This window comes from Ruegeria sp. ANG10 (genome assembly GCF_040705255.1).
GTDB lineage: Bacteria > Pseudomonadota > Alphaproteobacteria > Rhodobacterales > Rhodobacteraceae > Ruegeria.
This window is the reverse complement of the sequence record NZ_JBFCVU010000010.1, coordinates 57,998-78,527: the sequence shown is the minus strand read 5'-3', so window position 1 is coordinate 78,527 and position 20,530 is coordinate 57,998. Positions and strand designations below refer to the sequence as shown.

Sequence of the window (20,530 nt, the reverse complement as noted above, 5' to 3'; positions counted from 1 at the left end):
AGCGTTGTCTGCGGACTTAGCTTTTATTGATTGGCCAGTCAATAAAAGCCGCAACAGGCAATATCCTGCCGAGTCGCAGCCCTCTCTCTTGAAATGAAAAGTTAATGTTCCATTTATGTTCTACATAGTCAGGGGAACATCCGATGGCCCAGAACTTGCGAAATTCCGCCCCGAGCGGCCCGTCAAACGACTATCACCTGCTGCCTGTCACGGACCGGCAGATGCGCTATGCCCGCGCCATTGCCGAACAGTCGGCGCTGGAAATCCCGGTCGAGGCACAGCGAGACCGGCAATCGATGTCGGCCTGGATATCGGCGCATAAACCGCACGACCCGTCACCCTTTGCCAACTACCCCTCAGGCAAGCAGGTGGCCTTTGCCGAGCGTATTTCGCGCAGTAAACACAGGCCGATCCCATCTGAGTGTTTCCGCGACAAGCACGCAATGTCCCTGTGGATCGACCACAACAAGTGACCGATCAGTTCTGGTTGTGCCCGCGCGCGTATATGCCCACGGCCGCCGCAACGAACAGGCCCAGCAGGATATACCCGGTGATTGCCTCAGCCACGGCCAGACCACGACACAGGCCAGCTGGGTGCAGGTCTCCGAACCCAACCGTCGTAAATGTGACATATGAGAAATACAGAACGTCTGACGGCCCTTTGGCCCCGACCACACACAGATCGTTATACCCGAACGAGCCGTAAACGGCCGCGAACAGGAACGGCACGACCTGAATAAAGGAGATCCCCATCAGCAACAGCTGACGCTTTGGGGATTTCACCTGGGTCATGTAGTACCAGGTCTGCGACACCAGCCAGATCGTCAACCCTACGGTTGTTGCCGTCCCTATTGTGTCGCCAGCCGTGGTCTCGCTCAGCCGCGACAGACCAAACCATGCAACAAAACTGACGATCACCAGACCCAGAGCCGCGACCAAGGTCGATTTCCACTCGTCCAGAGTTGTCGGGTCGCGGTGCATGAAACCTCCGATACGGTGATACAGGCTCAATGATCGGCATTCCGACCTGCGCCTGCAACCTTATTTATCAGAGAGTTAGTCGACGCCCAGATGCTCTTGCCCGCGCTGACGCGCCAGAACGATCTGTTTTTGCCGCTCGCGGAACCGCGTTTTGTCGGCCTCAGAGGTTTCACCAACGCATTGGTGGCAGGATACGCCATGCTCGTATTCGGCGCGCTTCATATCCTCAGGCAGGATCGGGCGGCGGCAACCGTGGCACAGGTTATGCGGCCCTTCGACCAGCCCGTGACCAACTGAAACGCGGTTGTCGAACACAAAACACTCACCCTGCCAGGTGCTGTCATCAGTTGGCATTTCCTCAAGATAGCGCAGGATGCCGCCTTTCAGGTGATACACATCCTCAACCCCTTGCCCCAGCAGGAAGTTGGTGGATTTCTCACAGCGGATACCACCGGTGCAGAACATAGCGACGCGCTTGTTGTGGAACCGCTCTTTGTTCTCTTCCCACCACGCCGGGAATTCACGAAAACTGGCTGTTTCAGGGTCTATTGCGCCTTCAAACGTGCCAATCGCCACCTCATAATCGTTGCGAGTGTCAATCACCACCACGTCGTCCGAGCGGATCAGATCGTTCCAATCCTCTGGCTCGACATAGTTGCCGACACGGGCGCGCGGATCGATATCCGGCTGCCCCATGGTCACGATCTCTTTCTTCAGGCGCACTTTCATCTTGCCGAATGGGGGACGATCGGCGGTGGCCTCTTTCCAGTCCAGATCGGCACAGCCAGGCAGCGTCTTGATATGCGCCAGTACCGCATCGATCCCGGCGCGGGGGCCGGCGATAGTACCATTAATCCCCTCTTGCGCCAGCAGCAGCGTGCCTTTGACAGATTGCGCACGGCACAGGTCTAACAAAGGCTCACGCAGGGCAGCGTGATCCGGGAAACGGGTGAAGTGATAGAGAGCAGCGATCGTATACATGCGCGCGGTCTAAACCTGCAGGAACAGAGTCGCAAGGGATCGAATTGACGCTTCGCAGCCAGATTGACGATTGGGCCTGCGCGCCCTACCGATAGAGCAACCTGAGGAGAAACCGCGATGACCCACGCCCTGCTTGTAATCGACGTCCAGAACGATTTCTGCCCCGGCGGCGCGCTGGCCGTACCCGGAGGGGATGAAATCGTGGCCCCGATCAACGCCATGATGGACGATTTCGATGCCGTGATCCTGACGCAGGACTGGCATCCGGCGGGCCATTCGTCGTTCGCCGGGTCGCATGACGACAAGAACCCGTTTGACATGACGGAAATGCACTACGGCCCGCAGGTACTTTGGCCGGATCACTGCGTTCAGGGAACCGAGGGCGCCAATTTCCATCCGGATCTGAACACCCATGCCGATCTTGTCATCCGCAAGGGCTTTCGTAGCGGTATCGACAGCTACTCGGCGTTTTTCGAAAATGACCAGAAAACACCAACAGGGTTGGAGGGGTATCTTAAGTCGCGCGGAATCACGAAACTGACGCTCGTCGGCTTGGCCACTGATTTTTGTGTGTACTATTCCGCAATCGACGCAGCACGTCTGGGTTTTGACGTCACGGTCCGAATGGATGCGTGCCGAGCTATCGATATGGATGGATCACTGGCCGCCGCAGAAACCGCGATGCGGGAAGCGGGCGTTACCCTGGTTTAGGGGGCAGACCCCTCGGACGCCAGATATCTCAGTACGACAATCACAACCACGGCCAGACCAAGCGCAAACCCGATACGCCCCTGAACCGAGCGTCGTTTTGGTTTGACCACATCAGGCGCTTGAGGGCTTGGCGTCAATTCCTGCAACTCGCGGGTCGCATCTGCCCGGGGGCGTGCCCGCCTTACGTCGTCCAGGAAATGCCAAAAGTCGAAATCACCACAATATTCCCCCTGAACACCCATATTGCGGATATTCGAAAACAGCCGTTTCAGGATGCGTTCACGATCATGCGCATCTTCGGACAGGAAATAACCGTGTGGAAGGCTGCCGCCTTTGGATTCCAGGCTGAAGCCCGATTCCAGAAAAATTCGACGAATCTTGGGGGACGCACTGTGCAAGGCCTCAACGGTCTGAGTGTTGCGAAAGGTCGCGCGAACGGCGCGGTGGCCCGTCACGGCAGCCATGCCATGTTCCGGATCCACTTCATCAGGCGCAATCGCTACAATATCAAAGTCGTACTCGAGACCCATTCACCAACTAAACCTTGTTCTTCCAACCCCTTCTTTTCACTAACCAATGAAAAGATTACACAATATGCTCGATTTGTGACCTCACCTTGTCATTGTCTTCAATCTAGCGACTCTTGCCAATTCATGCACCTATTGATCTAACAACAGAAATCGCAGGAGTTCTGCCATGGTCGATATTGCGACGCGCGTGTACAATCATAAATGGAAGATTGACCCGATTGTACGGTCTTTAATCGACACAGACTTCTACAAACTGCTGATGTGCCAGTCAGTGTTTCGAAATAAGCCCCAAACGGATGTGGTTTTTTCGCTGATCAACCGGTCGAATCACATTCCTCTGGCCAATCTGATCGACGAAGGCGAGCTGCGCGAACAGCTGGATCATATCCGCTCGCTGAGCCTCAGCCGGGGTGAAAGCACCTGGCTGCGCGGCAATATGTTCTATGGGAAACGGCAGATGTTCCGCTCGGATTTCATGGAGTGGTTCGAGAATCTGCGCCTACCGCCCTACCACCTTGAGCGCAAAGGCGATCAGTATGAACTGACCTTCGAGGGCAAATGGCACGAGGTCATGCTGTGGGAAATCCCGGCGCTTGCGGTGCTGATGGAGCTGCGATCCCGGGCCGTTCTGAACAATATGCGCCGGTTCGAACTGCAGGTGCTTTATGCCCGCGCCATGACACGCGTTTGGGAAAAAATCGATCAATTGCGCAGCATCGATGGGCTGGGCATTGCTGATTTCGGCACCCGTCGGCGGCATTCCTTCCTGTGGCAGGACTGGTGCGTGCAGGCGATGATCGAAGGGCTGGGGCCCGCGTTTACCGGCACCTCGAACTGCCTGATCGCGATGCGGCGCGAGGTTGAGGCGATCGGCACCAATGCCCATGAACTGCCCATGGTCTATTCCGCGCTGGCGGAATCCGACACCGAACTGGCGCAGGCCCCCTATGACGTCCTCAGCGACTGGCACGAGGAACATGACGGCAACCTGCGCATCATTCTGCCCGATACCTATGGCACGCAGGGCTTTCTGGACAATGCGCCCGACTGGCTGGCAGGCTGGACCGGTATCCGTGTCGATAGTGGCGATCCGGCGGCGGGTGCCGAGAATGCTATTAACTGGTGGATATCGCGCGGTGAGGACCCGCTGCAAAAGCGGGTAATCTTTTCGGACGGGCTGGACGTGGACAAGATCCATGAGCTGCACAGCCAGTTCGCTCATCGCACGAAGGTGTCATTTGGTTGGGGCACCCTGCTGACCAACGATTTCCGTGGACTTGTGCCGAATGACGCGCTGGCGCCGTTCTCACTGGTCTGCAAGGCGGTATCTGCCAACGGCCGCCAAACTGTGAAACTGTCGGACAATCCGGAAAAAGCGATGGGCCCAAAGGATGAGATCGAGCGCTATAAGCGCGTCTTCGGTGTGGGTGCGCAACAGTCGATCGAAGTGATTGTTTAGACCCTAACCATGGTAAGCCGCCACGGTTTTCACCTGTGAGAACCCGTAAAGCGCCTCGAACCCCTTTTCGCGGCCATGACCAGATTTGCCGACGCCGCCAAAGGGCAGCTCGACCCCGCCCCCTGCACCATAATTGTTGATGAACACCTGACCCGAGCGCAGCTGTTTCGCCAACCGCATCTGCCGCGCACCGTCGCGGGTCCAGATGCTGGCAACCAACCCGTATTCGGTGGCGTTGGCGATCTGAACCGCCTCCTCCTCGGTCTCAAAGGGGATCAGAACCTGCACCGGGCCAAATATCTCATCCCGAGCCAGAAGGTGATCTGACGGGACATCGGCAAAAAGAGTTGGCTGCACATATGCCCCCTCGCCGGGTGCATGATCTACGATACGCCCTTGTCCTGCGATGTTAAGGTCCGCGCCTTTGGCTAAAAACCCCTCGACGATCTGTTTCTGACGTGCCGAGATCAGAGGGCCAACCCGCAAATCTTCGGGTGCTGGACCAACGGTCAGATCAGCATAAGCGGCTGCCATGCGGGTTTTGACCTGCTCATACACCCCACGCTGCACCAGAATGCGGGACGAGGCCGAGCAGGTCTGCCCGGCATTCTGAATACCCGCGTTCACCAAAAACGGCAGCGCTGAATCCAGATCGGCATCGTCAAATACTAGTTGTGGCGATTTACCCCCCAATTCCAGCGTCACCGGCACCACGTTGCGCCCCGCCGTCTGCTGCACCAGCGCGCCTGTGGCAACTGACCCTGTGAATGAGATATGCTGCACGCCCGGATGCGCCGACAATGCCGCCCCGGCCTCGGCCCCCAAGCCCGGCACCACGTTCAGCGCTCCGGCAGGTAGGCCTGCCTGTTGCGCCAGATGGGCAAAGGCAAGCGCAGTCAAACAAGCCTCTTCCGCTGGTTTCAGCACACAGGCGTTGCCCATCGCCAAAGCCGCGCCCACTGATCGGCCGATGATTTGCATTGGGTAGTTCCACGGCACGATATGCCCGGTCACCCCGTGCGGTTCGCGCAGCGTGTACACGGTGTAGCCGTCCAAGTAGGGGATCGTCTCGCCCATCACCTTATCCGCCGCGCCGCCGTAGAATTCGCAGTACCGCGCCAGAGCCACCGCATCCGCGCGCGCCTGGGTCAGCGGTTTGCCCACATCCATCGCCTCAAGCTGCGCCAGGTCCTCCACGCACTCCAACACCAGCTGGCCAAGTCGGGTCAGTATGCGACCCCGCTCTAACGCCGTTTTTCGCCCCCAGTCCCCATCCAACGCCGTTTGGGCGACCTTTACGGCGGCATCGATATCTGGGGCATCGGCGCGGGCGATCTGGCAAATCTCGGACCCGTCTGACGGGTTGATCATCGGAATCGTCTGCTGCGACACAGGCGCGACCCACTCGCCGCCGATCAGGCAAAGACCGGGATTGAACCAGAGAGGATTGGACATTTTGACCTCCATTTTAGGCTCTAATAAAGGATTTATGCGACATTTGCACCGATATCAGGCAAGACCGGTGCAGCATCGATCAGGGTTCGAGTGTAAGCGTGCTGCGGGGACGAGAATACCTGTTCGGTCTCACCCTGTTCAACAATCCTGCCCGCCTGCATCACCATCACCCGGTCCGTGATCGTCCGTACGACACTTAGATCGTGGCTGATGAACAGATACGTCAGGTTGTAGGTGGTACACAACTCGGCCAGCAGATCCAGTATCTGCGCCCGGACGGATACATCCAAGGCCGAGACCGCCTCATCAAACAGGATCAGTTCGGGGCGGATGATCAGGGCGCGGGCGATGGCAATCCGCTGCCGCTGCCCGCCTGAGAATTCATGGATGTATTTGCTCGCATCATCCGGGCTGAGGCCCACGGCAGTCAGCATTTCGGCGATACGGTCTTGCCGCTCCGTGCCGGTGGGTGGGGTGTCCAACAGGTGAAACGGCTCGGTGATCAGGCGGGCGACGCGATGGCGCGGGTTGAAACTGCCATAGGGGTCCTGAAACACCACCTGCATCTTGCGTCGCACTGCGGGGTTCGGCTTGTGACCGGCAAAGACCGGCTGGTTTTCCAGTAAAATCTCACCGCTCTGCACATCTTCCAAACCCATAATTGCCCGTGTTAGGGTCGATTTTCCACAACCAGACTCTCCGACCAGCCCCAACCGCTCACCCTGGTTCAAAGTAAAGCTGACGTCATCAACCGCGCGGTGGTGATCTGGCCTTTTGAACAGACCGTTTCGGGGCAAGCGAAATTCGCGCACGACATTTCTCACCTCCAGCAAAGGCCGGTGCTCAATCAGTTCAGGCAGCGACACCTGATGCCCCGAGGCCTGAAACAGCATCTTCGTATAGGGGTGCTGCATATTGTGCAGCAGGTCAGTGGTTGCACCGCTTTCGACAACCTCACCATGACGCATCACGACAATCTGGTCGGCCATGTCAGCCACCACGGCCAGATCGTGCGTGATCATCAGCAGCCCCATGCCATATTCGCGCGCCAGCCCTTTGAGCAGGTCGAGTATCTGCGCCTGTGTCGTCACATCCAGCGCGGTTGTCGGCTCATCCGCGATCAGCAGCTTTGGGCGCAGTGCGATTGCCATGGCGATCACCACACGCTGCCGTTGACCGCCGGACAGTTCATGCGGGTATCGTGACAGCGGGAACCGGTCAGAGGGCAAACCAACACGGCTCAGAACCTCTTGTGCGCGGGCCAGCGCCTTGGTGCGCGGCATGGCCTTGTGGATCAGGATGGTCTCCATCACCTGATCACCAATGGTTTTGACCGGGTTCAAGGCGGTCATGGGTTCCTGAAACACCATTCCAATCTCGGCCCCGCGCAGGGCGCACATTTCGCGTTCAGACTGTTTCAGCAGATTCTGACGTTCCAGCCAGATTGCGCCCTCTGTCTTTGCGCCATTTGGCAGCAATTGCATCACGGCCAGCGCGGTCATCGACTTGCCCGATCCGCTTTCACCGGTCACGGCAACAATCTGTCCGGCACCAATGCGCAAGCTGACCCGCTTTAGAATCTCGGTCTCGTGAATGGTCAGAGACAGGTTTTCGATCTCCAGCAAGCTCATGCGCGCGCCACCCGTATTCTAGGATCAAGCCAATCGCGCAGACCATCGCCTAACAGGTTCAGTCCCAGCACAGTGACAATAATCGCCAGCCCCGGAATCAGAGCCAAATGCGGGGCAAAGCTAACCATTGTCTGCGCATCGGCCAGCATCCGACCCCAACTGGGTGTAGGCGGCTGCGCACCCAGGCCGACATAAGATAAGCCTGCCTCGGCCAGAATACCCAGCGAGAACTGAATGGTGCCTTGCACGATCAGCAGGTTCGCAACATTGGGCAGAATATGCTCTGCCGATATCCGCGCCGCACCTTTGCCCGAGACACGCGCGGCCAGAATGAACTCGCGTTCCCAAAGGGACAGGGCAGCGCCACGGGTGATGCGGGCAAATACGGGGATGTTAAAAATTCCGATCGCAATGATCGCGTTAATCGCACCTGCCCCGAAAACAGCAGTGATCAGAATGGCGATGACCAGCGAGGGAAAGGCGAAGACCAGATCATTGCCGCGCATGATCACTTCATCCAGCCACGATCCCTTGCGCGCTGCCGCCGTCAGGCCCAGCGGCACACCCAGCGCCATACCGATCCCAACCGCCACCAGCGCCACCGCGATGGACGTGCGCGCACCCACCATGATCATCGAGAACATGTCGCGCCCGAAATGATCCGTACCGAACCAATGCCGTGCATTGGGCGGTTGCAATTTGTTGGGAATGTCCAGCGCTGCATAGTCATAGGGCGTCCAGACAAAGGACATCAGCGCCGCCAGCAAGACCAGCGACGACAATACCGCGCCGAGGAGCAAGTTGCGGCTCATGACCGGCCCCTTAGCCTTGGGTCGACGGCGGCATAGGCAAGATCGACCAGAAAATTCACGGTGATGACGGCAAAGACAAGCAGCATGACCACCGATTCCACCACGATCAGATCGCGGGCCGAGATTGCCTGAAACACCAACCGACCAAGACCGGGCAGATAGAACACCTGCTCGATAATGATCGACCCGGCCAGCAGAAACGAGAACTGCAGCCCGATGATGGTCAGAACCGGGATAAGCGCGTTGCGCACACCGTGCCGCCACAGTGCTTGACGGCGTGACAACCCCTTGGCACGAGCAGTACGCATGAAATCTTCGCCCAGTATATCCAGCAGCGAAGACCGCATGACCCGCGCCAAGATCGCCGCCTGCGGCAAGGCCAGCGCAATGGCGGGCAATGTCAGCGAATGCAGACCGGTCCAGACGCCCTTGTCCCAACCCGCGAACCCGCCAGCGTTGAACCAGCGCAGGTTGATAGCGAAGATCAGTACCAGCATCATCGCGAACCAGAAATTCGGCACCGCGATGCCCAGCTGCGTCGTCCCCATCACCGTCAGATCCCCCGGCTTGCCACGACGGGCGGCGGCATAGATCCCGGCTGGGAAGGCAATCAGGGTCGACAACGTCAGCGCATAAAGCGCCAAGGGCAGTGACACCCACATCCGATCTGAAATCATCTGCGACACCGGTGTGCGATAGGTGTAAGAGGTCCCAAAATCCCCCACCATCATACCGCCGACCCAATTGAAATAACGTTGGACCTTGGACCCATCCAACCCCAGCTCGGCCCGCAGTGCGGCCAGTGTGTCCTCTTGCGCGTTAACGCCCAGCATGAACGAGGCCGGATCGCCCGGCGCCACCTCGATCACCGCAAAAATGACGACCGAGGCGACCACAAGGCTGATGACCAGCGATATCAGACGTTTGAGGGCATAGCGCAGCATTGAGGCCACGTTAGGTTCACATACTGCGCGGGTCCAGCACCTAAGGCACCAACAGATAGGCAAAAATCGCGTAGCCGACGATGGCCGCATAGCCCAGCGGGTAAATCCACTTGATCGCGTAATTGTCCAGCTTTCTGGCCCCGTCCTCGTGCCCGGACACTTTCATCTTGCGCAAAGCCACGTTGAACACGATCAGGGCCCCGGTCATCAGGAACATGCATTGCAAGACGAAATCCAGAAACGTCAGATAACCCAGCTTGGGCAGATCGGCAGAAATGGCCCAGTTAAAGGCTACGAAAACCAGCAGGTTGCCCCCGGCGATCTCGATCCGGCGGCGATATTCGTCAAGGAAAAACAGCGCCCAACCCACCGAAATCAGAACCAACATTGGCAGGAACACCCGGATGACGTAGTAGGTCAGGTGCCGATGGCCCTGAAACGCCAGCGCGACCTGATCGCTGTCCCGACCCGACAGCCCGATGACCGTGGAATGCAGGACCTGTGGGTTGTCCAACACCCACTCTTCCTCGCCCAGTAAATCGCCCAAGCCGGAATACTCCTGCAACGGATAATAAGACACGTATTCGGACGGAAAGATCGAGACGACTTCGAAGAAGAACTCCTGCGTGTCGAACGGATACTTGCGGAAATCGAAATGCGGCGCCTGCAAGGTTAGCGAGGATTTCTCGACATAGACCACATGTCCGTCATAGCGCAGCGAGGCGGCGGATTCGTGTATCCATTTGTTGGACTGCTGGTTGTGGATGACAAAGGCCGGAACAACCGCCCCGATTTCTGCGGCATGTTCGGCCAGCGCGCTAGGATTGAAGACCTGAATGTCGCGCCCGACGGCGTCGCGGTCAAAGGCCAGGGCCGGGTCGGTCCATTCGACGCGCAGAACAACGACGGCACCATAATTCTCGGCCTTTTGATCCACGCTGGTAACCTGATCGATACGGATTCCGATCCCCACCTCTAGCGGGTTTTCCGGCGTGCCGACCAACGCACCGAGCCCGCCATCCAGCACATTCTGCGCCTGCGCCTTGCCGCCCAGCGCGCACAGGCAGGCAGTCACAGCAACAAAACACAAGAAACGGACCAAATTCATTTTCAGGCTCACTCGGGAACAGGTGATCCGGGGCCGGTTTCGGCCCCGGACCCGATTATTCGGCCCAGCTGATCTGGGTCAGATCGATGGCGGCCGTCGGCGCGTTCTCCCAAAGGCCCTGAACGCCGGCCTTGGCGACCCCTAGCTTGGCCAGCTGGAACAGGTACCCGTTGACGTAATCCGTGGCGATCAGGCGCTGCATATCGCCCAGCAGCTTTTTACGCTCTTCCGGATCGGTTGTTGCGTTCAACGTTTCCATCAAAGTCTGGGCATCCAGACTGTCATATTGGAAATAATAGTCGGGGCGGGCATAGATGCCGATATCCATTGGCTCGGTATGGCTGATAATGGTCAGGCCGTAATCCTTGCCCTTGAACACCGTCTCCAGCCACTGCGCCCATTCCACATTGATGATCTCGGCCTTGATGCCAACTTCGGCCAGTTGCGCAGCGATGATCTCGCCTCCGCGTCGGGCATAAGAGGGCGGCGGCAGGTGCAGGGTGGTTTCGAACCCGTCTGCGTACCCTGCATCGGCCAGTAGCTTGGCGGCCTCTTTCGGGTCATGGGCCGAAGTGCCGGTCAGATCGACATAGGCCGGGTTGTGCGGTGCGAAATGGGTGCCGATGGGCGTGCCATAACCGAACATCGCACCATCAATGACCGCCTGCCGGTCAATGGCATGGGCCAGCGCCTGCCGCACGCGGATATCATCAAACGGGGGTTTCTTGTTGTTGGTCGACAGGATGGTTTCCCCCTCGGTCGACCCCACCAGCACCTGAAAGCGGGGGTCGGCCTCGAATTGAGGCAGGTTTTCGGGTGCAGGGAAATTGTCGAAGACGTCCACGTCTTCGGCCATCATCGCGGCAAAGGCGGCGGTCGGATCCGAGATGAACTTGAACGTAGCTGTCTCTAACGCGGGCTGTTCGCCCCAATAGTTCGGGTTCCGGTTCAGCGTGATACTGTCGCCCTGCACCCAATCACCAAAGGTAAAGGCGCCGGTCCCCACAGGGTTGGTCTTGATGCTGTCGATGCTTTCCGGCGCAACAATCACCGCATCCCCCCAGGCCATGTTGAACAGGAAATTGCCGTTCGGCTCAGACAGGGTGACCTTGACAGTCAGCGGATCCACAACCTCAACACTTTCGATCCCCGCAAACAACGCCTTTTGTGCATTGGCGCTTTCTTCTGCCGTGGCGCGGTCGAGGCTGAATTTGACGTCCTCGGCATCCATCGGCGTGCCATCATGAAAGGTTACCCCGTCGCGCAGCTTAAAGGTATAGACGGTGCCGTCCTCGGAAATTTCCCAGCTTTCGGCCAGGCCGGGCACGACCGAGCCGTCACCCATAAAGCGGGTCAGACCTTCGAAAATATTGGTATATACCACCGAATCAATGGCCTGCGCGGCGGCACTGGTCGGGTCCAAGTGCGGTGGTTCTAGCTGCATCGCAATAGTAATGTCGGATTTGGCCAAAGCCTGTGTGGCAAACAGGCTGACGCCCACTGCCAGCGCCGACGCAAAGCTCCGAAACATCTGCTTTGTCATGAAAAACTCTCCCCGCTGAAATGCGTGACCCTGTGTTTTTTCGGGCCGTTCTGCAGGTAATGTCCCTTTAAACCTGGGGTCATTCAAGGAAATGTTCGCGCAACCGGGGTTTCTATGGCCCGCTTTGTTCTGCTATGCCGCACTGCAACATGAACCCCGGAGGAGCGACGATGAGCGCCACAGCCCATAAAAAAGCCCCGAACGCCGAGGACATTCGCGCCCGCAAAGGCACAGAGCCCCTGGTCAGCCTGACCGCTTATACCACGCCAATGGCACGGCTGATGGATGATCATTGCGACTTTGTTCTGGTCGGTGACAGCGTCGGCATGGTGCTTCATGGGCTGGAATCGACGCTTGGGGTGACGATGGAAATGATGATCCTGCACGGTCAGGCCGTCGCACGTGGCCTGAACAGTGCGATGATGGTCATCGACATGCCCTTTGCCAGTTACGAACACGATCCGGCCCACGCCTTCAAGAACGCCGCCCGCCTGATGGCCGAAACCGGCGCAGGCGCGGTCAAGCTGGAAGGCGGCGTGGAAATGGCCGAGACCACCCGTTTCCTGGTCAAACGCGGCATCCCAGTGATGGCGCATATCGGTCTGACGCCACAGTCGATCAACACGCTGGGCGGCTACAAGGTGCAGGGTCGCGACGAACAGGCGAAGGCCGTGCTGGCCGATGCCCATGCGGTGGCCGAGGCTGGTGCATTTTCCGTTGTGCTTGAGAAGGTGCCGCAAGGCCTGGCTGATCAGATCACCGCTGAGGTTGCGATCCCAACCATCGGCATTGGCGCCTCGGCCGGATGCGATGGGCAGATTCTGGTCGTGGATGACATGGTCGGTTTCTTCACCGCCTTCAAACCGAAATTCGTCAAACGCTATGCCGAACTGGGCCCGCAAGCCGAGGCCGCCATCGCGGAATATGCCGCCGATGTGCGCGCCCGCACCTTTCCAGCGGATGAACATGTCTTTGCCGATCAGGCCCCGTCCAAAGGACCCAAGGCATGACCGCACCCATTCTGCGCCGCCTGAGTGATTTGCGCGCGCTGACGACCAAATGGCATGACAACGGCGAAACGATCGGTGTCGTCCCCACCATGGGTGCGCTGCATCAGGGGCACCTGTCACTGGCTGAGGCCGCCAAGGCCGGTACCGAAAGGGTGATCGTTACGGTTTTTGTGAACCCCAAACAGTTCAACAACCCCGACGATCTGGCCAAATACCCGCGGACCGAAAACGAAGATGCGCAGAAACTGGCACCCTACGGTGTCGATGCGATCTATGTCCCCGACCCCGAAGAGATTTATCCGCAGGGCTTTGCCACCACCGTATCAGTCGCCGGTTTGACCGATGTGATGGAGGGTGAATTCCGACCCGGCCATTTTGATGGCGTCGCCACTGTGGTCGCGAAACTGTTCCTGCAAACGCAGGCAGATCGAGCCTATTTCGGCGAAAAAGACTATCAACAACTGATGATCGTCCGCCGTATGGCCCGCGATCTGGACATCCCCATCGAGGTGGTCGGCTGCCCCACGGTACGCGAACCCTCAGGTCTCGCAATGTCGTCGCGCAATCTCCTCCTCTCGCCCGAGGGGTTGAACATTGCGGCCAACAAGCACCGGATCATGCAGGGTGTGGTCCAGTCGCTGAAAGCAGGGGCCGCGTTTGAAACCGTGGCCGCACGGGCCGAGTCTGATCTGCTGGCCGCAGGCTTTACGCAGGTCGAATACATCCAACTGCGCTGCGCCGACACGCTGGACCCGCTAACCCATGCTACGCGGCCCGCCCGGCTGTTTGCGGCGGCCTGGGCGGATGGTGTACGACTGATCGACAATATTCCTGTCTGAACGCTCTGGCACGATTGTCATTGTTTGCGCTAAAGTCCGGCAAAACCAGACCGGAGGGGGGCGCAGGCGTGACCTATATTCTTGCCATTGATCAGGGCACCACATCATCGCGGGCCATATTGTTCGACGCGGAAATGCAGCGCGCAGGCACCGCGCAGCATGAATTCACGCAGCATTTCCCGCAGGAAGGCTGGGTCGAACACGACGCCGAGGAAATCTGGGAGAGCGTTCTACGCGTCTGCCGCGAGGTGATGGAAACCACCGGCGTCACCGCCGACCAGATCGCGGGCATCGGCATCACCAACCAGCGCGAAACCACCGTGGTCTGGGATCGCGCCACAGGTCAACCGATCCACAATGCCATCGTCTGGCAGGACCGCCGCACCGCTGAGATTTGCGCCCGTTACAAACGGGCAGGGTGCGAGGATGACGTCACCGCCCAGACCGGGCTGTTGCTGGACCCCTATTTCTCGGGCACCAAGGTCAAATGGCTGCTGGATACCGTGCCAGGCGCGCGCGACCGCGCCGAGGCCGGAGAGCTGATGTTCGGCACCATCGACTGTTTTCTGATCTGGCGTCTGACCGAAGGGCGCAGCCACGCCACCGACGCGACCAATGCCGCGCGCACCTTGTTGTTCGACATCCACAAGGGCGAATGGAGCGCCGAGATTTGCGATCTGCTGGACGTTCCGATGAGCATGCTGCCCAAGGTACATGACTGCGCCTCGGATTTCGGAGAAACGACCCTATTGGGGGGAAATATCCCGATATTGGGCGTGGCGGGCGATCAGCAAGCCGCCACGATCGGGCAGGCCTGTTTCCAGCCCGGCATGATGAAATCGACCTATGGCACGGGCTGCTTTGCCTTGCTGAACACCGGGGACAAGCCGGTTGAATCGAAGAACCGTTTGCTGACCACCATCGCCTATCAGTTGGACGGCAAGCGGACCTATGCGCTTGAGGGATCGATCTTTGTCGCTGGGGCCGCCGTGCAATGGCTGCGCGATGCGCTGCAGATCATCGAATCGGCCCCCGAAAGCGGCGAGTTGGCGCAACAAGCCGATCCGAACCAGCATGTCGTTTTGGTCCCCGCCTTTACCGGCCTCGGCGCGCCCTACTGGAAACCCGATTGCCGGGGCGCGGTATTTGGCCTGACGCGCAATTCCGGCCGCGCGGAATTTGCCAAGGCCACGCTGGAAAGCATCGCCTATCAAACCCGCGACCTGTGGCATGCCATGCAGGGCGACTGGGGCGCGGATACCGACGTGACACTGCGCGTGGATGGCGGTGCCAGCGCCTCGGACTGGGCGATGCAGGGGCTGTCAGACTATCTGGGAGCCGAGGTCGACCGCCCAGTGATGCAGGAAACAACCGCATTGGGTGCGGCCTGGCTGGCCGGCATGCGCGCTGGTGTTTACCCGGACCAACAGGGTTTTTCCGAAACCTGGGCGCTGGACCGCCGGTTTGAACCGGAACTGTCCGCCCAAGAACGCGACGCCGCCTATGATCGCTGGAAACGTGCCGTTTCCGCAGCCATGGCGTTCTGAACCGGGTGAAGGATCAGCTGTGATCCTTCATCAGGCGCTGTTTCTGACGTGACCAGTCCCGCTTGGCCTGAGTCTCACGCTTGTCGTGCAGCTTTTTACCTTTGGCGATGCCGATCTTCAGCTTCGCACGGCCCTTGTGGTTGAAATACAAAACCAGCGGCACCAGCGTCATGCCCTTGCGCTGGGTCGCATTCCACAAATTCGACAGCTCTTTGCGCGACACCAGCAGCTTGCGGCGGCGGCGTTCTTCGTGCTTGAAGACCTTCGCCTGCTCGTATGGCGCAATATAGCTGTTGATCAGCCACAGCTCGCCATCCTCGACCGAGGCATAGCTTTCGGCGATGTTTGACCCACCAACGCGCAGGGATTTGACCTCGGACCCTTCCAGCACGATGCCGCACTCGATATCGTCCTCGATCGCATAATCGAAGCGCGCACGCCGGTTTTCGGCGATGACTTTGTAATTCGGGTCTGTTTTCTGCTTTTGCTTGGCCATGACGCGTTGATTTAGGCGGCTTGGGCGGCCCTTGCAAGCCGTTGCGATCAGGACGAGGCCGAGATAATCAGATCAGGGCCGAAAATCGTGTCGGCGTGGCTGTGCAGATAGATCTTCAGCCAAGGCGTGAACCGTTGCGGGTGGCGTTGCACTTCGGCCAGCAGATCATGGTAGTCGATCCACCGGATATCCATGACTTCATCCGGATTAGGCTCGATTTTCAACGGCCCGCGAACATGGGCCAGAAAGATATCGACCACTTCGTGTTCGATCATATTGTTGCCGACATCGGCGTGATATTCCAACCGGTGCCGATATTCCGGGTACAACCCTGTGATCCCCAACTCCTCGCGCAAACGGCGCACGGCACATTCCGAGGGCGTCTCACCCCAATCGGGATGAGTGCAGCAGGTATTCGCCCACAGGCCGGGCGTATGGTATTTGCCCAAAGCCCGGCGTTGCATCAGGATCTCGGTTCCGCGCACGACAAAGACCGACACTGCCTTGTGCCGCAGGCCCTTTTCATGCGCCTCAAGCTTGTCCACGGGGGTCAATTCGCCATCAACCCAGGCCGGGATCATGATTCCCATCTGTCGTCTCCTGCTGCCGATCCGCCAGGACGGCGGGATGTATGGAATTGGCTGCCGCCGGACCGGCTTGGCTCTGCGAAGTCATGCAAGGGCATGATGAACCGCGTATCCCCAAGGTGACCTTGATCCAACCTGTTATCAATCGCACGAAAGGCCGCAGGGGGCTGCGGCCTTTTGCAATCTTTCGAATGGTCTGGTTTCAGACGTTATTCGCCCGAGACGCTAACGATATAGGCATAGACGTCTTCACCGCCCTTCTTCAGCTTGAAGGTCATTTTCGACTTAGCCGATGTCTCACCCAGGTAATCTTTCAGAAACGCCTTGGGGTCCTGAGCGTATTCGACAAAGGTGGTTTCATCCCAGACCAGACCGTTTTCACCAGCCTCAACGATACTGTCACCGTATTTGAAGCCTTCGACGGTACCCGCGGTGCGCCCCGCAATACCGTAAAGGTTCGGACCGGTCTTACCGCCCTTGACGATGACTTCACCGGCCGAGTCAGCGATCTGATGACAGGATTTACATTTGTTGAAGGCTTTCTTGCCCGCCTCGGCGTCACCTTCCGCATAGGCGGGAAGGGCCAAAAGGCCGACTATTGCGGTAGCGAGGATACGATTCATAGCTTTTGCTCCGATACGAATTGGCTGCACCGAATGGACCGTCGGCGCAAAAAAGAGTCAACGCGCAGATTGCCGCGCGAGGGTACTGTGCCCTGCGGCATAAAGGCAGTCCTTAACTTTTGTCATGTGGTGCAGACCAACAGGGCAATAGATCGCCCGCTGCCGGGGTCGCCAGATAGATCGCCCGCGCAATCGCCCGTGCCAGACAGACCGAGGCCGCGTGCCCAATCAGCCCCAACTCTGCTTCCGCGTCGATGGTACGCGTGCCTGTGCTGACCGCAAAGACCAGATCGCCATCACCGGGTGTATGCGCCGGCAGGATGGCGCGGGCAATACCGTCATGCGCCGCCACCGCCAGTCGCTGGCACTGTGGTTTCGACAGGGCGGCATCGGTGGCCACAATAGCGATGGTAGTATTGCCCTTGTCCGGCTCAGCAAGTCGCATCACCTGTGCCTTGCGGCTGGGTGCGGGCAAGCCTAGCCCGGCACTTGAATCAGGCCCTAACCCGCCAAATTCGCCCCCAAACTCAAACGGCGCTGCCCAGAAATGACGATCGCCGGGTGTCGTCACACTGCCCAGCGGGTTGGCCGCAACCAGGGCACCGACGGTCACCCCATTGTCCAGAACCAATGAGGCAGACCCCAGCCCGCCCTTGTGCCGCGCCGCCAAAGCGCCGGTTCCGGCCCCCTCTGTGCCCAACGCAAAATCCACATCTGCGTCGTCAAAGGCCGCCTGTCCCAGCGCGCGATAGGGGTTTCCAACCCAATCCTTGTCTCCGCCGTTCAACAAATCAAACAGGATCGCGCCCGGCACGATGGGCACCACGGTGCTGCCGACTGGATACCCCCTGCCCCGCGCCCGCAATGCATCCGAGACGCCGGAACAGGCATCCAGTCCAAAGGCCGACCCGCCGGACAAGGCGATTGCGTCCACCCGTGCCACTGATTTATCCGGCGCCAGCAAATCGGTTTCCCGCGTGCCCGGCGCACCGCCCATAACGTGAACCGAGGCGGTAAAGGCCTGATCTGCCGTCAGGACAGTTGTTCCCGATTTCAACGCGGCGTCCTGCGCGTTTCCAACCCTCAGGCCGGGAACATCAGTGATCAGATTACGGGGTCCGGGGATCATGGGTGCACCTCAGATACAACGGCCACCGTCGACTTCCAATGCAGCGCCGGTGATCATGCTGGCCTCGTCCGAACACAAGAAACAGGCGGCGTTGGCCATGTCATCGGGGGTCGAGAACCGCCCGAGCGGGATGGTCGACAGGAACTTGGCGCGCATTTCAGGCGTGTCTTCCCCCATGAAAGATTTCAGCAGCGGTGTTTCCCCTGCCACAGGACACAGCGCGTTCACTCGCACGCCCGAGGGCGCAAGCTCCACCGCCATTGTCTTGGTGGCCGTGATCATCCAGCCCTTGGACGCATTGTACCAATTCAGGTTCGGACGTGGCGACAGCCCCGCGGTCGAGGCCACGTTCAGAATTGCCCCCGCCCCGCGCGTTTTCATCGCTGGCACCAGCGCTCGTGCGGTCAGATAGACCGATTTCATGTTCACGTTAAAGACGCGGTCAAATTCTTCTTCGGTGACATCCTCCAGCGGCGTTGGCAGGTGCGTGACGCCGGCATTGTTCACCAGAATATCCAGTTGCCCGAACCGATCCATCGCCATATCCGCCATGGCCTGCACCGAGACGGCATTCGCCACGTCGACTATCTGAGCAATCGCATTCGGTCCGAGCTGGTTTGCCTGAACCTCGGCCGCGTCGCCATTGATATCAGCAATCATGACCCGTGCGCCTTCGGACAGGAATTTCTGCACGATCCCGGCACCAAAGCCGGACGCGCCACCGGTTACAATCGCGGATTTCCCCTCTAACCTCATGATCTTGCTCTCCCTTGCCTGATCAGACTAGCAAGGCACCGCGAAACTGCCAGTTCAATCTTCTGCGACCTTGCCGCGCAGCGACTTCACATCCGAGCGCGCCTTTTTTGCCGCCAACCGTCGTTTGACCGAGCCATAGGTGGGTTTCGTCGCAATCCGCCGCTTGGGCTTGACCAGCGCACGGGTGATCAATTCAGCCAGCCGGGCGCGGGCAATCTCGCGGTTGCGGGCCTGACTGCGGGTTTCTTCGCATTGAATGATGATCGCGCCATCTTTGGTCCAGCGCCGCCCGGCCAGCCGTTTCAACCTGTTTTTGACCGGGTCGGGCAAGGAGGGCGAGCGCGCCGCCTCGAACCGCAGCTCAACTGCGGTCGAGACCTTGTTGACGTTCTGACCACCGGGACCGGACGAGCGGACAAAACTCTCGGTCATTTCCCAGTCCTGCAGTGTGATATCGTCGGTGATGCGCAACATAAAGTGGACCTTACTAGGGCAATACGGAAACAAAAAGGGCCGCCCCGGCGGGACGGCCCTTCGAAAGTACAGGAGGTCGGGTCGGTTAGATCAATCGACCAGCCGGAGCGCTCGCTCCGCCAAGGGCTGCCCTAACAGGCGATCCCCCCGGTTGTTCCAACACCTCTCTCCAATCTCTTTCTAGACACTGGATCACCTCCTTTTCTATCTGTTGCGGTTAACTTTGAGCCTGACACAAGATGCGCCATTCTCAAAGCACTTTTTTACGCAGGCTGAGCGGTCAAGCGCGCAACTATCACCTTGAACGGGATCAGCGCGATCATCGCCAGCGACAGCTTCACCAGCCAATCGGCAAATGCCAGTGTCACCCACAGGGGCGCCATCGGACCGGACAGCATGAAGGGCACAGGCTCCCACGCCCAGTTGATCGCCGCATCAGCATTGGCACCGAAAACCGTGACCGAAGCTGAGAACGCGATGGTGAAAAACAGCGCGGTGTCCAGCGCCGAACCAACCAGGGTCGACACCAGCGGCGCGCGCCACCAGCGACCACCGCGAAGCGAATTGAACACGGTGACATCGGTCAGCTGTGCAATCAGAAACGCCGTCCCCGAGGCAACAGCGATCCGCAGTGGCACGGCGGCATAGGTGAACCCGTCCCCTTGCAGCATGATCTGGCTGCCGATCAGCGAGCAGATGATACCGGTGATAAACCCGGCAAACACCACCTTGCGGGCCGTGGCCACGCCATAGACGCGGTTCATGATGTCGGTGACCAGAAAGGCCAGCGGATAGGTAAAGGCACCCCAGGTCAGCAGCCCGTCAAAAATCAGGAACTGAACCAGAATGTTCGAGGCCACAACAATGGCGGCCATGGCAAGAATGCCGGGTATATAAGCGCGTTGCATGTTTTC

General features: G+C 59.0%; 22 protein-coding genes. 6 read left to right on the top strand and 16 right to left on the bottom strand.

Annotation, left to right across the window (positions count from 1 at the left end):
- Window positions 1–143 precede the first annotated feature (143 nt).
- A complete protein-coding gene (locus AB1A64_RS18265; protein ID WP_366552942.1) occupies window positions 144–473 on the top strand; it encodes a hypothetical protein in 330 nt (109 codons plus the stop codon).
- 4 nt (window positions 474–477) lie between these two features.
- Here the strand turns inward: AB1A64_RS18265 and AB1A64_RS18260 are convergent, their stop codons facing one another.
- The gene (locus AB1A64_RS18260; protein ID WP_366552940.1) at window positions 478–981 is read right to left on the bottom strand and encodes a potassium channel family protein; all 504 of its coding nucleotides are present in this window, start codon (window positions 979–981) and stop codon (window positions 478–480) included.
- Window positions 982–1,056: 75 nt separating this feature from the next.
- The gene (locus AB1A64_RS18255; RefSeq protein WP_366552938.1) at window positions 1,057–1,962 is read right to left on the bottom strand and encodes a rhodanese-related sulfurtransferase; all 906 of its coding nucleotides are present in this window, start codon (window positions 1,960–1,962) and stop codon (window positions 1,057–1,059) included.
- A gap of 117 nt (window positions 1,963–2,079) precedes the next feature.
- Between AB1A64_RS18255 and pncA the strand changes: the two genes are divergently transcribed.
- The gene (gene pncA, locus AB1A64_RS18250) at window positions 2,080–2,673 is read left to right on the top strand and encodes a bifunctional nicotinamidase/pyrazinamidase (protein ID WP_366552936.1); all 594 of its coding nucleotides are present in this window, start codon (window positions 2,080–2,082) and stop codon (window positions 2,671–2,673) included.
- Here pncA and AB1A64_RS18245 read toward each other — a convergent pair.
- Window positions 2,670–3,203: a hypothetical protein gene (locus AB1A64_RS18245; RefSeq protein WP_366552934.1), complete on the bottom strand. Its 534-nt coding sequence runs from the start codon at window positions 3,201–3,203 to the stop codon at window positions 2,670–2,672. The two genes, pncA and AB1A64_RS18245, sit on opposite strands and share 4 nt — an antisense overlap.
- Before the next feature lie 166 nt (window positions 3,204–3,369).
- On the opposite strand from AB1A64_RS18245, the gene pncB reads away from it, so the two are divergent.
- Complete coding sequence (gene pncB, locus AB1A64_RS18240; protein WP_366552932.1) at window positions 3,370–4,662, top strand: nicotinate phosphoribosyltransferase; 1,293 nt, start codon at window positions 3,370–3,372, stop codon at window positions 4,660–4,662.
- Between the two features lie 3 nt (window positions 4,663–4,665).
- Here pncB and AB1A64_RS18235 read toward each other — a convergent pair whose 3' ends face one another.
- Genes AB1A64_RS18235 through AB1A64_RS18210 form a run of 6 tightly spaced genes read right to left on the bottom strand, consistent with a single transcriptional unit; the run spans window position 4,666 to window position 12,155 of the window.
- A complete protein-coding gene (locus tag AB1A64_RS18235; RefSeq protein WP_366552930.1) occupies window positions 4,666–6,117 on the bottom strand; it encodes an aldehyde dehydrogenase family protein in 1,452 nt (483 codons plus the stop codon).
- A gap of 32 nt (window positions 6,118–6,149) precedes the next feature.
- Entirely contained in the window at window positions 6,150–7,748 is a 1,599-nt protein-coding gene (locus tag AB1A64_RS18230; RefSeq protein WP_366552928.1) for a dipeptide ABC transporter ATP-binding protein, read from the bottom strand.
- A complete protein-coding gene (locus AB1A64_RS18225) occupies window positions 7,745–8,560 on the bottom strand; it encodes an ABC transporter permease (RefSeq protein WP_366552927.1) in 816 nt (271 codons plus the stop codon). Before AB1A64_RS18225 ends, AB1A64_RS18230 begins: the two co-directional genes overlap by 4 nt.
- Complete coding sequence (locus AB1A64_RS18220; protein WP_366552925.1) at window positions 8,557–9,504, bottom strand: ABC transporter permease; 948 nt, start codon at window positions 9,502–9,504, stop codon at window positions 8,557–8,559. Before AB1A64_RS18220 ends, AB1A64_RS18225 begins: the two co-directional genes overlap by 4 nt.
- A gap of 40 nt (window positions 9,505–9,544) precedes the next feature.
- Window positions 9,545–10,612 (bottom strand): hypothetical protein, encoded by a 1,068-nt coding sequence (locus tag AB1A64_RS18215; protein ID WP_366552923.1) that lies wholly within the window; start codon window positions 10,610–10,612, stop codon window positions 9,545–9,547.
- Between the two features lie 55 nt (window positions 10,613–10,667).
- Window positions 10,668–12,155, bottom strand: coding sequence for an ABC transporter substrate-binding protein (locus tag AB1A64_RS18210; RefSeq protein ID WP_366552921.1), 1,488 nt, complete (start codon window positions 12,153–12,155; stop codon window positions 10,668–10,670).
- A gap of 170 nt (window positions 12,156–12,325) precedes the next feature.
- On the opposite strand from AB1A64_RS18210, the gene panB reads away from it, so the two are divergent.
- From panB to glpK, 3 genes are all read left to right on the top strand, one after another.
- On the top strand, window positions 12,326–13,165 hold the full coding sequence (gene panB / locus AB1A64_RS18205; protein ID WP_366552919.1) for a 3-methyl-2-oxobutanoate hydroxymethyltransferase: 840 nt from the start codon (window positions 12,326–12,328) through the stop codon (window positions 13,163–13,165).
- A complete protein-coding gene (gene panC, locus AB1A64_RS18200; protein ID WP_366552917.1) occupies window positions 13,162–14,004 on the top strand; it encodes a pantoate--beta-alanine ligase in 843 nt (280 codons plus the stop codon). The genes panB and panC overlap by 4 nt, the downstream gene beginning before the upstream one ends.
- A 68-nt stretch (window positions 14,005–14,072) precedes the next feature.
- A complete protein-coding gene (glpK, locus tag AB1A64_RS18195) occupies window positions 14,073–15,551 on the top strand; it encodes a glycerol kinase GlpK (RefSeq protein WP_366552915.1) in 1,479 nt (492 codons plus the stop codon).
- A 13-nt stretch (window positions 15,552–15,564) separates the two neighbouring features.
- Here the strand turns inward: glpK and smpB are convergent, their stop codons facing one another.
- The 7 genes from smpB to AB1A64_RS18160 form a co-directional block, all read right to left on the bottom strand.
- Window positions 15,565–16,047: an SsrA-binding protein SmpB gene (smpB, locus tag AB1A64_RS18190; RefSeq protein WP_058282684.1), complete on the bottom strand. Its 483-nt coding sequence runs from the start codon at window positions 16,045–16,047 to the stop codon at window positions 15,565–15,567.
- A 47-nt stretch (window positions 16,048–16,094) separates the two neighbouring features.
- A complete protein-coding gene (idi, locus tag AB1A64_RS18185; RefSeq protein WP_366552913.1) occupies window positions 16,095–16,637 on the bottom strand; it encodes an isopentenyl-diphosphate Delta-isomerase in 543 nt (180 codons plus the stop codon).
- Between the two features lie 206 nt (window positions 16,638–16,843).
- Window positions 16,844–17,257 (bottom strand): c-type cytochrome, encoded by a 414-nt coding sequence (locus tag AB1A64_RS18180; protein ID WP_366552911.1) that lies wholly within the window; start codon window positions 17,255–17,257, stop codon window positions 16,844–16,846.
- A gap of 112 nt (window positions 17,258–17,369) precedes the next feature.
- Entirely contained in the window at window positions 17,370–18,386 is a 1,017-nt protein-coding gene (locus AB1A64_RS18175) for a P1 family peptidase (protein WP_366552909.1), read from the bottom strand.
- A 9-nt stretch (window positions 18,387–18,395) separates the two neighbouring features.
- A complete protein-coding gene (locus tag AB1A64_RS18170) occupies window positions 18,396–19,142 on the bottom strand; it encodes an SDR family oxidoreductase (RefSeq protein ID WP_366552907.1) in 747 nt (248 codons plus the stop codon).
- A gap of 54 nt (window positions 19,143–19,196) precedes the next feature.
- Window positions 19,197–19,616, bottom strand: a complete 420-nt coding sequence (arfB, locus tag AB1A64_RS18165; RefSeq protein WP_366552905.1) for an alternative ribosome rescue aminoacyl-tRNA hydrolase ArfB — start codon at window positions 19,614–19,616, stop codon at window positions 19,197–19,199.
- 263 nt (window positions 19,617–19,879) lie between these two features.
- Complete coding sequence (locus AB1A64_RS18160; RefSeq protein ID WP_366552903.1) at window positions 19,880–20,524, bottom strand: queuosine precursor transporter; 645 nt, start codon at window positions 20,522–20,524, stop codon at window positions 19,880–19,882.
- Between the last annotated feature and the right edge of the window lie 6 nt (window positions 20,525–20,530).

Bases quoted from the DNA above. Each gene is read 5' to 3' on its own strand.
- AB1A64_RS18265 (WP_366552942.1), top strand. From the start codon at position 144: ATGGCCCAGAACTTGCGAAATTCCGCCCCGAGCGGCCCGTCAAACGAC.
- AB1A64_RS18260 (WP_366552940.1), bottom strand. From the start codon at position 981: ATGCACCGCGACCCGACAACTCTGGACGAGTGGAAATCGACCTTGGTC.
- AB1A64_RS18255 (WP_366552938.1), bottom strand. From the start codon at position 1,962: ATGTATACGATCGCTGCTCTCTATCACTTCACCCGTTTCCCGGATCAC.
- pncA (WP_366552936.1), top strand. From the start codon at position 2,080: ATGACCCACGCCCTGCTTGTAATCGACGTCCAGAACGATTTCTGCCCC.
- AB1A64_RS18245 (WP_366552934.1), bottom strand. From the start codon at position 3,203: ATGGGTCTCGAGTACGACTTTGATATTGTAGCGATTGCGCCTGATGAA.
- pncB (WP_366552932.1), top strand. From the start codon at position 3,370: ATGGTCGATATTGCGACGCGCGTGTACAATCATAAATGGAAGATTGAC.
- AB1A64_RS18235 (WP_366552930.1), bottom strand. From the start codon at position 6,117: ATGTCCAATCCTCTCTGGTTCAATCCCGGTCTTTGCCTGATCGGCGGC.
- AB1A64_RS18230 (WP_366552928.1), bottom strand. From the start codon at position 7,748: ATGAGCTTGCTGGAGATCGAAAACCTGTCTCTGACCATTCACGAGACC.
- AB1A64_RS18225 (WP_366552927.1), bottom strand. From the start codon at position 8,560: ATGAGCCGCAACTTGCTCCTCGGCGCGGTATTGTCGTCGCTGGTCTTG.
- AB1A64_RS18220 (WP_366552925.1), bottom strand. From the start codon at position 9,504: ATGCTGCGCTATGCCCTCAAACGTCTGATATCGCTGGTCATCAGCCTT.
- AB1A64_RS18215 (WP_366552923.1), bottom strand. From the start codon at position 10,612: ATGAATTTGGTCCGTTTCTTGTGTTTTGTTGCTGTGACTGCCTGCCTG.
- AB1A64_RS18210 (WP_366552921.1), bottom strand. From the start codon at position 12,155: ATGACAAAGCAGATGTTTCGGAGCTTTGCGTCGGCGCTGGCAGTGGGC.
- panB (WP_366552919.1), top strand. From the start codon at position 12,326: ATGAGCGCCACAGCCCATAAAAAAGCCCCGAACGCCGAGGACATTCGC.
- panC (WP_366552917.1), top strand. From the start codon at position 13,162: ATGACCGCACCCATTCTGCGCCGCCTGAGTGATTTGCGCGCGCTGACG.
- smpB (WP_058282684.1), bottom strand. From the start codon at position 16,047: ATGGCCAAGCAAAAGCAGAAAACAGACCCGAATTACAAAGTCATCGCC.
- idi (WP_366552913.1), bottom strand. From the start codon at position 16,637: ATGGGAATCATGATCCCGGCCTGGGTTGATGGCGAATTGACCCCCGTG.
- AB1A64_RS18180 (WP_366552911.1), bottom strand. From the start codon at position 17,257: ATGAATCGTATCCTCGCTACCGCAATAGTCGGCCTTTTGGCCCTTCCC.
- AB1A64_RS18175 (WP_366552909.1), bottom strand. From the start codon at position 18,386: ATGATCCCCGGACCCCGTAATCTGATCACTGATGTTCCCGGCCTGAGG.
- AB1A64_RS18170 (WP_366552907.1), bottom strand. From the start codon at position 19,142: ATGAGGTTAGAGGGGAAATCCGCGATTGTAACCGGTGGCGCGTCCGGC.
- arfB (WP_366552905.1), bottom strand. From the start codon at position 19,616: ATGTTGCGCATCACCGACGATATCACACTGCAGGACTGGGAAATGACC.
- AB1A64_RS18160 (WP_366552903.1), bottom strand. From the start codon at position 20,524: ATGCAACGCGCTTATATACCCGGCATTCTTGCCATGGCCGCCATTGTT.